This is a genomic window from Bilophila sp. T19-St14, assembly GCF_059728385.1.
The window spans coordinates 542,541-556,706 of sequence record NZ_BAAGFT010000002.1 but is presented as its reverse complement, the minus strand read 5'-3'; the positions used below and the strand labels follow the sequence as shown (position 1 = coordinate 556,706).

General features: G+C 60.2%; 8 protein-coding genes. 5 read left to right on the top strand and 3 right to left on the bottom strand.

Going from position 1 to position 14,166, the window contains the following annotated elements:
- Nucleotides 1-244: 244 nt before the first annotated feature.
- From AC6I1V_RS16890 to AC6I1V_RS16870, 5 genes are all read left to right on the top strand, one after another.
- The gene (locus tag AC6I1V_RS16890) at nucleotides 245-1,165 is read left to right on the top strand and encodes an NAD-dependent epimerase/dehydratase family protein (protein WP_302552957.1); all 921 of its coding nucleotides are present in this window, start codon (nucleotides 245-247) and stop codon (nucleotides 1,163-1,165) included.
- 93 nt (nucleotides 1,166-1,258) lie between these two features.
- Entirely contained in the window at nucleotides 1,259-2,068 is an 810-nt protein-coding gene (locus AC6I1V_RS16885; RefSeq protein ID WP_486853485.1) for a sugar phosphate isomerase/epimerase family protein, read from the top strand.
- Between the two features lie 241 nt (nucleotides 2,069-2,309).
- Nucleotides 2,310-3,233, top strand: a complete 924-nt coding sequence (gene fba / locus AC6I1V_RS16880) for a class II fructose-1,6-bisphosphate aldolase (RefSeq protein ID WP_486853486.1) — start codon at nucleotides 2,310-2,312, stop codon at nucleotides 3,231-3,233.
- A gap of 713 nt (nucleotides 3,234-3,946) precedes the next feature.
- Nucleotides 3,947-4,789: a pirin family protein gene (locus tag AC6I1V_RS16875; protein ID WP_302552954.1), complete on the top strand. Its 843-nt coding sequence runs from the start codon at nucleotides 3,947-3,949 to the stop codon at nucleotides 4,787-4,789.
- 268 nt (nucleotides 4,790-5,057) lie between these two features.
- Nucleotides 5,058-6,470 carry a glucose/sorbosone family PQQ-dependent dehydrogenase gene (locus AC6I1V_RS16870; protein WP_486853487.1) on the top strand — a complete coding sequence of 471 codons (1,413 nt, stop codon included), beginning with the start codon at nucleotides 5,058-5,060 and terminating at the stop codon, nucleotides 6,468-6,470.
- Nucleotides 6,471-7,785: 1,315 nt separating this feature from the next.
- On the opposite strand, the gene AC6I1V_RS16865 is transcribed toward AC6I1V_RS16870, so the two are convergent.
- From AC6I1V_RS16865 to AC6I1V_RS16855, 3 genes are read right to left on the bottom strand one after another with little or no spacing between them, the layout of a single operon-like run.
- Nucleotides 7,786-10,983: an efflux RND transporter permease subunit gene (locus tag AC6I1V_RS16865; RefSeq protein WP_486853488.1), complete on the bottom strand. Its 3,198-nt coding sequence runs from the start codon at nucleotides 10,981-10,983 to the stop codon at nucleotides 7,786-7,788.
- A gap of 49 nt (nucleotides 10,984-11,032) precedes the next feature.
- Nucleotides 11,033-12,187: an efflux RND transporter periplasmic adaptor subunit gene (locus AC6I1V_RS16860; RefSeq protein WP_486853489.1), complete on the bottom strand. Its 1,155-nt coding sequence runs from the start codon at nucleotides 12,185-12,187 to the stop codon at nucleotides 11,033-11,035.
- Between the two features lies 1 nt (nucleotide 12,188).
- Entirely contained in the window at nucleotides 12,189-13,973 is a 1,785-nt protein-coding gene (locus AC6I1V_RS16855; protein WP_486853490.1) for a TolC family protein, read from the bottom strand.
- Nucleotides 13,974-14,166 lie beyond the last annotated feature (193 nt).

Sequence of the window (14,166 nt, the reverse complement as noted above, 5' to 3'; positions counted from 1 at the left end):
AAGTATTTAATTATTTTTAATAATTTCAAATGGTTATATTTCAAATGGCGACACGGCCTAAGGGAATAACCAATAAAATCCCCCAACCATAAAGCCATCGACGGGGAAATGAGAGAAAAAGCTCTCCTTTCACCATGCTGTGGGGATGGAACAACCACATTCTATGACAGGGCCTAAGGCAAAAACCGTTCAGTGGCAGCACCCTCGCTTCTTTTAGCCGTGGGGACATCCCAGGGGAGGTTTCATGCGTATTCTCGTAACGGGCGGCGCGGGCTTCATCGGTTCCCATCTTGTCCGCGCCCTGCTGCGGCAGGGCGACGAGGTCGTCGTTTTCGACCGTGTGCCGGTTCCTCATCTGTTGCAGGACATCATGGGTTCGATCACCTACGTGCAGGGCGACAGCGCTTCGGATCTCGACCTGTACAGGGCGGTGGCGGCCAACGGCATCGAGGGGATCTTCCATCTCGGCGCGCTCATGGCGGGCGTGTGCGAACGGAATCCGCCGCTGGCGTTTCAGGTCAACTTCCGTTCCACGCAGGTGCTGCTTGATGCGGCGGTGGCCTGCGGGGTGAAGCGGTTCTTCTTCATGAGCTCCATCTCCCTGTACAGCCCGGCTTCCGTTGAGCCCGTGCCGGAAGACGCGCCCAAGGAGCCCGCCACCATTTACGGGCAGACCAAGCTGGCCGGGGAACACCTGCTGCGCTGGTATGCCGACAATCACGGCATCGACAGCCGGGGCATCCGCCCCACATGGGTCTGGGGCCCCAACCGCACCAACGGCCTGACCACGCAGTATACGACGGGGCTTGTGGACTCCATCGCCAGAGGCGGCGAAGTACACGTCGACAACCCGGACGAGCGGGGCGACTGGATCTACATTCATGACACAATCAAGGCCATGCTGCTGGTCTGGAACGCCGAAAAGCCCGCGCAGCGTTTCTATACCGTCTGCGGCAGCGTCCACACGCTTCGGGAAGTCGCGGAACTGACCAACCGCCTTTGCCCGGAAACCAAAGTCACCTATGCGGAACACAGCGCGAACACCTCGCCGTATGCGTGCTCGTTCGACGATTCCGCTATCCGAAAGGAGCTGGGTTACGCGCCCGAATGGTCCATTGAGGACTCCGTAAAGGATTACATCCGCGTCGTTATGGGAAGGGGTTAGAGGCAATTGGCTGTGGAGGGGGGAACCTCTCCTGAGGAGGCTTTCCCCTTTCCCGGCCTTTGCCCCTTCCCAAGATTTTTGAAAGGAATGTATATGTCCGTATTGCTTGGTGTCTGTAATTGGGTGCATCCTCTGCTGCAATCTCCGTCATGCTGCAAGGCCCTGAAGGAAACGGGGATTGATGCCCTCCAGCTTGCTCTTGGGCCAGCCGGGGAGGGTTTTCCGCTGTCGTCGCCGGATGTGCGGCGGCAATGGAAGGAAGAGGCGGGGCTGTACGGCATCCGGCTTTCCGCCGTGGCTGTGCTGGATGTCTTGGAGCACGGCATGACCGCCGAGCCCGGAAGCGGGCGGCGGGCGGCGGCGGAAAAGGCCATTGCCGCCGCCGTGGACTGTGCCGCCGATATGGGGATTCCGCAGATCGTGCTGCCGAGCTTCAAGGCTTCGGCTATCCGCAGCAAGGACGATCTGCGTGAAACGGCCCGTTGCCTGCGGCTGGCCTGCGCACTGGCTAAACACCGTGGGGTTGCCGTCGCCACGGAGAACCTGCTTGACGCCACGGCGATGAAATCCCTTTTGAATATCGTCGGCTACGATAACCTTTGTTCCTGCCTCGACCTCTCCCATTTTGTCCTGCGTGGGCGGGAAGACGTGTTTGAGGCCTTGCCGGAACTCCTCGCCGCGTGCTGCGGCGTGCATCTCAAGGACGGCATGTACGGCGAACCCGGCGTCAGGCCTCTCGGTGAAGGGTCTTGCCGCGTGGGAGAATTGCTCGCGGCGTTGAAACGGGAAGGGTATGATGGGGCGCTGTTCCTCGAAAACCGTTATATGGAGCCGGTTTTCGGCCCGGATCCCCTGTATGCGCTCAGGCGCGACGCCGAGTATGTCCGTCAGGCTTTTCTGTAAAGGCTGTTGCCAGTTTTGGCTGTAACGTATCGCGGCGTTTCGGAAACATGCGGCCTCTTTTCTGAACGTTTTTTTGAGTGCAACGCCTTCGGGGGAATACCCGCCGGGCTACGGTTTTGCAGTATGGCCTGTTGCCCTGCGGGATTATGGTGCCTCCGGGCGGGGCCTGGGCCCCGTTTGGCATGGAGCGGCGCATGTTTTTTGAAGCGATGCGGAACCTTTTGAACAAAGGATAGGTCAGATGCCTCTTACCGGACCTCGTGACATGTTTGCGAAAGCCCTTGCAGGCGGTTTCGCCGTAGGCGCGTTCAACATCAACAATATGGAAACCGTGCAGGGCATTTTGCAGGCCGCCGGGGACGAGCGTTCCCCGGTGATCCTGCAAGTCTCCAACGGGGCGCGCCAGTACGCCGGGCGGGGCTATCTCCGTAAGATGGCCGAAGCCGCTTCGGAAGAAACCGATGTGCCTTTTGTGCTGCATCTGGATCATGGGGCCGGTTTCGACATCTGCAAGGCCTGCATCGACGACGGGTTCACTTCGGTCATGATCGACGGTTCACACCTGCCTTTTGAGGAGAATGTGGCCGTCACCCGCCGCGTCGTGGAGTACGCCCACGACAGGGGGGTCTGGGTTGAAGCCGAGCTCGGACGGCTCGCCGGGGTCGAGGAAGCCGTTTCGTCCCGCGAATCCGTTTATACCGATCCCGAAGAGGCCGAAACATTTGTAGCCCGTACCGGATGCGATTCGCTTGCCGTTGCCATCGGGACGAGCCACGGCCCCTGCAAGTTTTCGGGGGAGGCGCGGCTTGATTTCGAGCGCCTTGACGCCATTGCCGCCCGTCTGCCGGGCGTGCCGCTGGTGCTGCACGGCGCGTCGAGCGTGCCGCAGGAGGCCGTGGCCGCCGTCAACGCGCACGGCGGGAACGTCGCGGGGGCTTCCGGCGTGCCTGAAGATCTGCTTCGCCGCGCCGCCGCTTCCGCCATCTGCAAGATCAACATTGATACGGATCTGCGGCTGGCCGTCACCGCCGCCATCCGAACCCTCCTTACGGAGCACCCGGAAACCTTCGATCCCCGCGCCTATCTGGCTGCGGGCCGCGAAGCCGTGCGCGAGATGGTTCGTCATAAGATTTGCGCCGTACTCGGTTCGTCCGGGCAGGCATAAGCGTTCGGCGTCCGACCCCCCGGACGCCGGGCAGGGCGTCCCCGCGTTTGCGAGCCCTCGGGGACGCCCTTTCTTTTTGCCTTGTCTGCGCCATAGGGAATGGTTGGCGCTTTCGTGAAGTTCCGAAGGGATAGCCGATAACATGCCCCAGCCGTCCACCAATGGGAAGCTGGAGAAAAAGGCCGTATTTTCACCATACCTTGGAGATGAAACAACCATATCCTGCGGTAGGGCCTTTGCCTTCGGTTCATGTAGGCCGTTCCCTTCCCCCAGAAAGGCATTGGGAAGACGCGCCGCCGTATTTCCCCGTATCATTGGGCTGGAAGTTTTTGGTTCGGATATTGACGGCTGGGCCGTGTCGTCATTTAACATATAACTATTTGAAATTATTAAAATAGTATTTTGAAATTAAAAAAACAGTTAAATAATTTCAATAAATTATATTTAATTGACGGCACGGCCTAGATTGGACTGACGATCTCTTTTAGTACGGAACATGAGGGAGCGTTTTCACTTTTTCAAAGTGGGGGCGCTCTCTTATTGTGTACGGGATCGGTATGTCGCTGCCGGGCAATGCGTGTTTTGGGGTGTACAACCGGGACGCCCCATAGCCGTTGGGAACTCCTTTATAATCCTATCATATTAAAAATAATGTTTATTTCGTTGACGCACCATACCGTGTGAAGGATAGTATGGGAAAAAAGGAGACAGTCATGTCATACCGTATGGTCAAAAAGATCGTAACGGGCCGTCAGGCGATGGACGGGGCCGGGGTGCATCTGGTTCGCGTGCTTGGCTCAGGGACGATCCGGGACTTCGACCCGTTCCTCATGTTGGATGCGTTCGACTCGCTGAATCCCGCGGATTACGTGCGCGGTTTTCCGCTGCATCCGCATCGCGGGATTGAGACGTTTACATATCTGGTGAAAGGCGAAATCGACCACAAGGACAGTCTCGGCAACAGCGGGAGGATTCAAGACGGCTGCTGTCAATGGATGACGGCGGGCGGGGGCATCCTGCATCAGGAAATGCCCCAGCCATCCCCCCGGATGCTTGGGCTCCAGCTCTGGATCAACCTGCCGCGCGACAAAAAGATGGTTCATCCCAAATACCGCGACATCACCCCCGACGACATCCCCGTCATTGAGGAGAAAGGGGTGACGATCCGCGTCGTCACCGGAAAATACGGCACTATCGGCGGTGCGGTACAAGGCGAATACGTGGACGTGCAGTTCCTTGATGTGGAGATGGGGCCCGGAGCTGCGTGGGAGATGGAAACCATCCCCGGCAATACCGTGTTCTCGTATCTCATGGAAGGTTCGTGCGCCTATGAGCCGGAAGGTGTGCTCCAGCCCGCCCGCCGTGCCGTCCTCTTCTCGGAAGGGGGCAATATCCGCCTCCATGCCGGGCCCGAAGGCGCCCGTATGGTCATCGTTTCCGGCAAGCCCCTGCACGAACCCGTGGCTTGGGGAGGCCCCATCGTCATGAATACCGATGAGGAAGTGCGCGAGGCGTTTATGGAGCTGGAAGAGGGGACGTTCATCCGTCATGGGTAACATTCTGCGGCTGTTCCGCCGTTGAAAGGCGTGGGCGTCCTTCAGCATCTGCCCGCGCCTTACCCAAAGCCCTCCTCACGCGTTCCCGCAGGATGGGGGCGCTTCAGGTTTGGAAGGCAATGCCAGCCTGAAAGGAACCCGCTTCGGGGGAGGCGTTTCCCCCGCCTTTGCCGAACGGGAAACCGCCTTCCCGCTTTTGACAATGCCGGAAACCGCGCGGCGGCGAAGCTCGCGTTCCGATATGCAGAGAAACATCAGGAGGTACAGGATGCACCATTTCCGAGTCATGGCAGGCGCGATGGCGCTGCTGCTTCTGAGCGCTCCGGCTTCTTGGGCCGCAGCGCCGCAAAAGGCAAAGGCGGTGCCCACGGCGGAACCGTTTGAAGGGGTCGTTATCGCCGAAGGCCTTGCCGCCCCGTGGGATATGGTCTGGGGGCCGGACAACCATATTTGGGTTTCCGAGCGCGAAGGGAGCCGCATCACCAGCGTGGATCCCAAAACGGGCGAGAAAAAGCTCGTCGGCAGCATTCCGGGCGTGAAGGCCGGGCCGCAGCATGAAGGCGTGCTCGGCATCGCCCTTGATTCCGATCTCGGCAAAAACGGCAGCAAGAACAACGTCTATGTCGCGCATACATATATGGACGGCGGCAGGGAACACGCCCGCATCGTCCGGTTCCACTATGATCCGCAGACCCGGAAGATTGCCGATCCCAAAGTAATCCTGAGCAACATGCCCGCCGGGGATGACCACAACGGCGGCCGCCTGCGCTTCGGGCCCGACGGCAAGCTCTATTACTCCATCGGGGAGCAGGGGCACAATCAGGGCGCGAACGTCTGCAAGCCCATCGACGCCCAGCGTATCCCCACCAAGGCCGAACTCGACGCGGGCGATCATTCCGCCTATGCGGGCAAGGTGCTGCGCCTCAATCCCGACGGCGGCATCCCGGACGACAACCCGGTCATCAACGGCGTCAGGAGCCATGTGTACACCTACGGGCATCGTAACCCGCAGGGGCTTGTCTTTGTGGGGGATCTGCTCTTTGAGGTCGAGCACGGCCCTTCGTCTGACGATGAGATCAATTTCCTCGTGGCGGGCGGCAACTACGGCTGGCCGCATGTCGCCGGGTTCCGGGATGATCAGGGCTACGTATACGGCAACTGGTCGGCGGCCCCCGACTGCGAAAAGCTGGCGAAGAGCTACTTCCCGACCGATATCCCCGCCGGCGTCCCGCAGCAGAAGGAAACCGAGTGGAAGGCCGAGGATTTCCGCGAACCCATCAAGACGTTCTATACCGTGCCGAATTCGTACAACTTCCGCGACGGGCATTGCGGCGACATGGCCTACCTGTGCTGGCCGACCATCGCGCCGTCGAGCGTCGCCTACTACCCGGCGAACGGCCCGATCCCCGGCTGGGGCAACTCCCTTCTCGTGACTAGCCTCAAGAACGGCGCACTGTATCGCGTGCCCCTCAATGCCGACGGCAAAACCGCGCAGGGCGACGTGACCAAGTACTTCCATACGCCCAACCGCTACCGTTCGGTGCTCGTCTCGCCCGACGGGAAGACCATTTATGTGGCTACCGACGTGCGCGGCAACGTTCTTGGCAGCGACGGCAAGCCCACCAGCGATATGAAGAACCCCGGAGCGATCATCGCGTTCGTCTACGACGCGAAGCAATAATTTTCGGCAAGGAACGGCGCGGGGTTCCTGGGTCGTGTCGTCAATGAGATATGATCTATTGAAATTATTTCACTATTTTTCAAGCCGCAAAATATTATTTTGAATAATTTCAAATAGTCATATGTAAAATGACGGCACGGCCTGGATGGAGGGAAACCTTTCTGGAGAGGGGTTTCCCTTCTTTGGTTTGGTCCTGTCATGGAATGTGGCCGTTTCATCTCCAACGCAAAGTGCGGACAGGACTTTTTCCCCAATTTCCCCGTTGGAGGACGCCCGGCCGAGCGTTTTACCGGCCCGTTATTGGAATGGCAAGAAAGCAGCAATCGTTCCCTGCGGCACGGTCTTGGTTTCCGCCCCCTTTCCCGGAGCTTCCGGCTGATAGGGAAGGCAGAATGGGAGGAACCTCTCCCGCGTGGAAGAGCCGGAAATATGGAAATAGGGAGAAGAGAAGGGGAGGCTCACAAAGAGGGGAAGGGCATTCGTACTGCTTCTTTTGGGGGATCCGTCATAGTCTGTGGTTGTTTCATCCCCGCAGCACGCTGAGAATACGGCCTTTTATCTGGTTTTCCCATTGACGGAATCCATAGCTAACACATTTTGTTGATTATCCCTTTGGAACTTCAAAGAAAAGGCTCTGTCATAGCACGTGGTTGCTTTATTTCAGCAGTATGCTGAAAATAGAGACTTTTTCTCCAATTTTTCCGCTACCGGACTCCATAATTGAAGCATCTTATTGGTTATTCCTTTGGAATTTCAAGAAAGAAAGCATCAACCGTTTCTTATGGCACAGCCAAAGAAAAAAGCATCAACCGTTTTCTATGATACAGCTTTTTTTCTTGGCTCCGTCATAGTCTGTGGTTGTTTCATCTCCACAGCAAAGTGAAAATACAGCCTTTTCTCCAGTTTTCCCCTTGGCGGACTTTATGGCTGAGACATTTTATTGGTTATTCCCTTGGAACGTCATAGAAAAAGGCATCAACCTTTTTCTATGACACAGCCTTTTTCTTTTTCCCTTGATGGGGCTTTGGTTCCCCCTCCATGTATTTGTGAAACGTATTCTTTTATTACAAAAACTCTTTTCCCGGCGGCCCATTCAGCGCCATGCTTCAGGCGGTTCCGTTGGCGGCCTCGCGGTCAAAGGAATCGGGGATCAGGTCAAGGGCGCTTCCCCTGTCGGCGCGCGGCTTGCCGGACGGCTTACCTTCGCGTTCAAGCAGGGTGGGCATTTCCCTTCCGGAGCGCCGCTCGTACCTTGCGGAGCACAGGGAAAGCGCCCTTGCCGGGGGCCGGGGGAGCCTCCGGGTGAGGCCCCGCTTCAGGCTTGCTTCGGTTCGGGCGTCCGTTTGCCGCCCAGTTTGCTGGAAAGCCCCATGAACACCGTATAGAAAAACGGGGCGTACAGCACGGTGAGCAGCGCCGTCGCCACCATGCCGCCGAAGACGGCAGTACCCAGATATTGCTGGTTGATCGCGCCCGCGCCCGTTGCCCAGAGCATGGGCAGGGCGCCCACGGCATAGGCCAGCGAGGACATGAGGATGGGCCGGAACCTGACGCTCGCGGCCTTGTGCGCCGCCTGCATGGGGGGCATCCCCTGTTCCCCGTAGCGGCGCGCGTACAAGACCAGAATCAGCGCGTTTTTGCTGGACATGGCGATGAGCAGCAGCATCCCGATCTGCACATAGATATTGTTGTCCATGCCGCGCAGCATGATGGCGGCCACGGTGCCGAACAGCGCCAGCGGGATGACCAGCAGCACGCCGAGGGGCAATATCCAGTTGGCATACAGCGCGGCGAGGATCAGGTAGACCAGCAGGATCGCCAGACCGACGGCAATGGCGGCCTGCCCGTGGCTTTTCTCTTCCTGAAAGCTCATCCCCGTCCACTCGTAGCCGAAACCTTGGGGCAGTACCCGCCCGGCGATTTCTTCCATAGCCTCCATACCGGCGCCCGTGCTGACGCCGGGGGCGGCGCTGCCCTGCATGGATGCGGAAGAGTAGAGGTTGTAGCGCGTCACGATGCTCGGCCCGCTGACCTGCTGGACGGAAGCGAAACCCGCCAGCGGCACTTCCTCGCCCTTGCCGTTGGGCACGCGCAGGGACAAAAGGTTGTCCGCCGTGCTGCGGTAGCGTTCGGCGGCCTGCACGCGCACCTGATAGTTCTGGTTGTATTTGCTGAAGGTATTGATGTACTGGCCTCCGAACGCCGTTTGTATGGCCGTGAAAAGCTGCGGCAGGGCAATGCCTTCCGTCATGGCCTGCGTGCGGTTCACGTTCAGGTAGAGCTTGGGCGTCGAGGCGGAATACAGGGACATGACATGCTCAAGGCGCGGATCTTTCGCCGCGGCCTCCTCGTAGGCCCGTACCGCCGCCTCCAGCGCCTGAGGCCCGCGGCTGGCCCGGTCTTCGATCATCATGTCGAAGCCCCCGGCATTGCCGATGCCCATGATGGGCGGTGGCGGGATGACCATGAATTCGCCTTCGGGGATTTGGCCGAATCCCCGGTAGAGTTCGTCCATGATGGCGTACTGGTTGAGTTTGGTGCCGCGTTTCGCCCAGCTTTCAAAGATCACGAAGGCCGTCACAGCATTGGGCAGGGCCGCGCCTTCCAGCATGGAAAAACCGCTGATGGTGACCCATGTTTCCACGCCGGGCGTGTTGGCGAACACCTCATCCATACGGCCTGCCAATCCCGAAGTGCGCGGGCTGGCCGCGGCGTCGGGCAGCTGCGCGCTCACAAGGACATACCCCTGATCCTCTTCGGGCAGGAAGCCCTGAGGCAGGGTTGTCAGCCCCCAGACGGCAAAGGCGGCGAGGACGCCGTACGTCAGCAGGGAGATGGCGGGCGAACGCAGGGTGATCCCCACAATGCGCATGGCAAAGCCGTGCAGGGCGTTGTACCCGCGGTTGAAGACCCGGCAAAAGACATTGCCCGTCGTCACGTCGGCCTTGTCTTCCGCAAAATCGGGCCGCTCGCCCTGCGGGGCGTCGAACGAGGCCGGGCGCACGGCTTTCTGCTGGCGGAGCAGCAGGGAGCATTCCGTGGGCGTGAGCGAGATGGCGAAAACGGCGCTGAGGAGTGCCGCGCCGCCTATGACCAGCGCGAACTGGCTATAGAGCTGCCCGGTGATGCCGGGGAGCGTGGCCGCCGGGAGGAATACGCTGGCAAAGACGAACATCACCGCCACGATGGAGAGGAACAGATCCCTCATGCCAGCGAGGGCGGCCTCCTGCGGCGTAAGCCCCCGCTCCAGATGGGACATGGTGGCTTCCACAACGATGATCGAGTCGTCCACGATGAGCCCTATCGCCAGCACGAGCGCGAAAAGCGATATCATGTTCACCGAAAAACCGGCGATGTTCAGGAAAACGAACGCCCCCATGAGGGTCACGGGAATGACCACCGCCGGGCCGACCGCCGCCCGGAAGTTCTGGAGGAAGACCAGCACGACCAGCATGACCAGTACGATGGACTTTACAAAGGTCAGATATACTTGCGTCACGGCGATGGAAACGAAGTGCGACGTGTCGAACGGCATGGTCCAGCGCATGTCGGGCGGGAAATCCTTGGACAGCTTTTCCATGGCGCTGCGGATGTTGGCGGCGGTTTCAAGGGCGTTGGCGTCGGGAAGCTGGTAGATGGCGATGAGCGCCGCGTTGTCCCCGCGGATCTGGGACTGCGCCCCGTAGGACTGTGCCCCCATTTCGATTTCGCCCACGTCGCGCAGCCGGATTATCTGGTTGCCGGGCAGCGTCTTGACGATGATGTCGCCGAATGCCGTGGGCGTGTCCAACTGCCCCTGCATGAGCACCGTCAACTGCATGGCCTGCTTGTCGGAATTGGGCCTGCCGCCGACGTTGCCCGCGGCTACCTGGACGTTTTGCTGGCTGATGGCCTGATTGACCTCGTCCACGCTCACGCCAAGGTAGTTGAGCTTGTCGAGATCCAGCCAGATCCGCATGGCGTAGAACCCGGCCCCGAAAGCCTGCACCTGCCCGACCCCCTTCACGCGGGAAAGGACGTTTTCGATTTGCAGGTTCGCGTAGTTGGCCAGAAAAAGGTTGTCGTAGGAGCCGCCGGGGGAATCGAGGGCTATGACCTGCAGGATGGAGGGGGAGTGTTTGGTGACCGTGACCCCCTGCTGCTGTACGACCTCCGGCAGAAGCGGGAGCGCGTTGTTGACCAGGTTTTGCAGCAATACCATGGCGATATTGACATCGGTCCCCAGCGCGAAGGTGACGGTGAGGGAATAGGTGCCGTCATCGGCGCTGGTGGAGGACATGTAGATCATGTTTTCCACGCCGTTGACTTGCAGCTCTATGGGCGCGCCGACGGTCTTGGCCACGGTTTCCGCGTCCGCGCCGGGATAGCTGGCGGAAACGGCGATCGTCGGCGGGGTGATGTCGGGATACAGCGCTATGGGAAGGCGCGTCAGCGACACGATGCCCAGAATGACCGCAATGATGGCAATGACGTTGGTAAAAATGGGATTTTGGACGAACAGGCGTGTAAACATAGGACATTCCTCATACTGCGGGGGAGGGGCCGACAGCGTGCGGCGGGCGTCACTGCGCGGTGTTGGTGACGGCCATGCCCTGCCGGATATGGGCCATGCCGTCATAGATAACCAACGATTCCGGGGTAATCCCGCTGATGACGGCAATACGGTCACTGCCCACGGCGGGCCCGGTCGCCACGGGGACCATGCGGGCCCGGCTGTCCTGCCCGATGACGTATACGAAGGATTTCCCCTGATTTTCCAGCACGGCCTGCCGGGGGATCACCAGCATTTCGTTCTTACGATCCGTGGGGACCTGAACCCGTACGAAAAGGCCCGGAAGCAGCTTGCCGTCCGTATTGGGAAAAACGCCGCGCAGGGCGAGCGTCCCGGAAGAGGCGTCCACTTGCGGGGAAATGTAGTCGAGCTTCCCCTTGATGGAATAAGGCCCATCGCCGACGGCCAGTTCCAAGGGGATGGATTTGGCATCGTCGAAGCTGTTCAGAAGCGGCAGGATGCTGTCCGCCGGGGCCGTAAAACTGGCATAGACGGGATCCTGGGAAACGATGGAGGCAAGCGTTCCGGTCTGCGGGCTGATGACGTTGCCGACGTCCACTTTATGGCGCGACACGCGCCCGGTGAACGGGGCCTTGATGACCGTATACCCCAATTCGATACCCGCTTGGGTCAGGGCGGCTTGCGCGGCGGCGACCTGCGCTTCGGCATTGCTCAACTGTTCGCGCCAGCTGACCACCGTGGACTGTGAGGCCGCCCGTTCCGCGTAGAGCTTCCGGTTGCGGGCGTATTCGACCGCCGCCCTGTTCCGTACCGCCTTCTGCGCCGCCAGCGTGGCCTCGGCCTGCTGCCGTTTGGCCTTGTACATCGTGGGATCAATGACGAACAGGGTGTCCCCTTCCTGCACGAGCGCACCGTCCGCATAGGCTATTTTTTGGAGCGTGCCTTCCACACGGGCCACAATGTCCGCAGTGCGCACGGCCTGCGTCATCCCCGTGCTTTCCACCAGCAAAGGCACATCCCGCCGTTCCGGTTTGACGGCGGCCACGGGCAGAGGTTCATCCGTTTCTGCCTTATGCGGCGTGTCGTTGCAGCCGGACAGAACAAGGCAGAGGGCCACAGCGAGCCCCGGCAGTCCGGGCAGGAGGGACGCAGGCACGCGGGCGGGGTTTTGGCGAAGGGCTGTTTGGGAGTCGCAGCTGTGCATATCAGTAACCTCTGTGCGTTTCGGCTTGTGGGATCTCGGACTGTCCGGCAACGGGGGCGCTTTCCATATCGCGCAGCATGCCGCCCCAGTCGGTACGCTTTTTCATCGCGTCGACGGTGGCCTTGGGCAACGGCAGGGGCTGGGGCTGCCAGCCGCCGCCTAGGGCCCGGAACAGGGCCACGGCTTGCAGCGCCGTGTTTCCCGCTGCCGCCGCAACGCTGTTTTCTTGCTGGTATTGCGTGGTCTGGGCCGAGACGACCGTGGTAAAATCGGTGCTGCCCGCGTTGTACTGCTCAAGCGCCAGCTTGGTGGAGCGCCCGGCGGCTTCTGCGGCCTGCTGGAGCAGGGTCAGGCGCTGGCGGGAACGGATGAAGGAGCTCATGGCGTCCTCGGCTTCCTGCAATGCCCGCAGCACCGTTTGTTTGTAGGTGACGAGGCTTTGCTGGAAAACGGCGTCCTGCGCGCGCACGGCATTGTACAGCCGTCCGTAGTTGAGGAAGGGCAGCACCAGGGACGGCGAGGCGCTTGCGGTGAAGGCGTTGTGTGAGAAGGTGTCTCCCAGCGTGAAGGCCCCGACGTCGCTTCCTTGAAAACCCAGAAAGCCGCTGATGGAAAACGAAGGGAACAGCGCCGCCTTGTTGATGCCTATGCGCGCGCACTGGGCCGCCGCCTCCTGTTCCGCCTGCCGTACATCGGGCCTCCGGCGCAGGAGATCCGCCGGGACGCCTATGGCTATGTCCAGAGGGATAAAGGGCTGGGCGGTGCGTTCCGCCGCGTATGGCATTGCCCCTTGAGGAAGCGTTTTCCCCGCTATGGGCCCGGAAGACGCCCGCGCTGTTCCGGGAGCCGTTTGAGGCGGCTGCGGCATCCAGTCCGGGGCCAGTTCCGGTACGGGGCCGGGGGGGATGCCGAGCAGCACGCACAGGGCATTGCGGCTGGCGATCAACTGCGCTTCCAACTGCGGGATGTCGGCTTCCGTATTCTTCTGCATGGCGACGGCTTGATCGTAGTCCCGCCCGCTTGAGGCTCCCAAGCGGAACATGGCTTCGGTCAGGCGTACGGATTCCTTCTGCGCCAAGCTGTTGCGTTTTGCGATTTCCAGTTGTTTTTCCGTCATGCGATAGCTGAAATACTGTTGGGCGACATCGGCGCTGAGCGTTACGAGCGCGAGTTCATAGCCCGCATGGGCACCTTGGAGGGCGGCCTTGGCGGCTTCGGCGTTGCGCCGGTACTTGCCCCAGATGTCGATTTCCCACGTCGCCTGAAAGCCCAGATTCAGTTGCTGGATGGTACCGGGCTGTGAGGGTTCGCCCGGTTGGGGCGCATCGGCGGAGCGGCGGCTGGGGTGTTCGGAGCTGTATGTTCCGGTAAGCTCCTGCGTCTGCGGAAAGAAACTGCCTATGGCAACGGCATATTGCGCGCGGTACTGTACGATTTTCAGCAGGGCCGCCTCGATGGTGGGGCTGGAGAGGCGCGCCCGCGCCACAAGCTGGTTCAGGGCGGGGTCATTGAAGCTCTGCCACCATGCATCCAGGGAAACATTCCCGGCGAGAGGGGGCTGCGGGTCGCCCGCATCCCATTTTTCCGGCATGTTTTGCATATCGGGCCGCTCGAAATCAGGCCCCACGCTCCATGTGGAGCACCCCGGCGCCCCGATCAGGCATAGCGTCACGATGAGCGATTGGGCTATGCCCGTTTTGAGCCCGTGGGATCGTGTTCGGGAGGAACGGCTGTGGAATGGGGAGGGATTACAGGCCAATGCAGTAGAGAATACGTTGTTCGGCATACGGCATCCTGAATGCAAAAGGATCACGGCAAGGCTTCAAGCAATGGTGGAGGGACAGGGAGCCCTTTTCTTTTAGGAATAGCTCGTTTTGGGCGAACTCCCATGATTACTTGAATGATTCTCATGAGCTATGTGGAGGGAACACGTTTTGGGGCGGCAATGCCGCTGGAAGGCATCAACGGGCTGGCGCCGT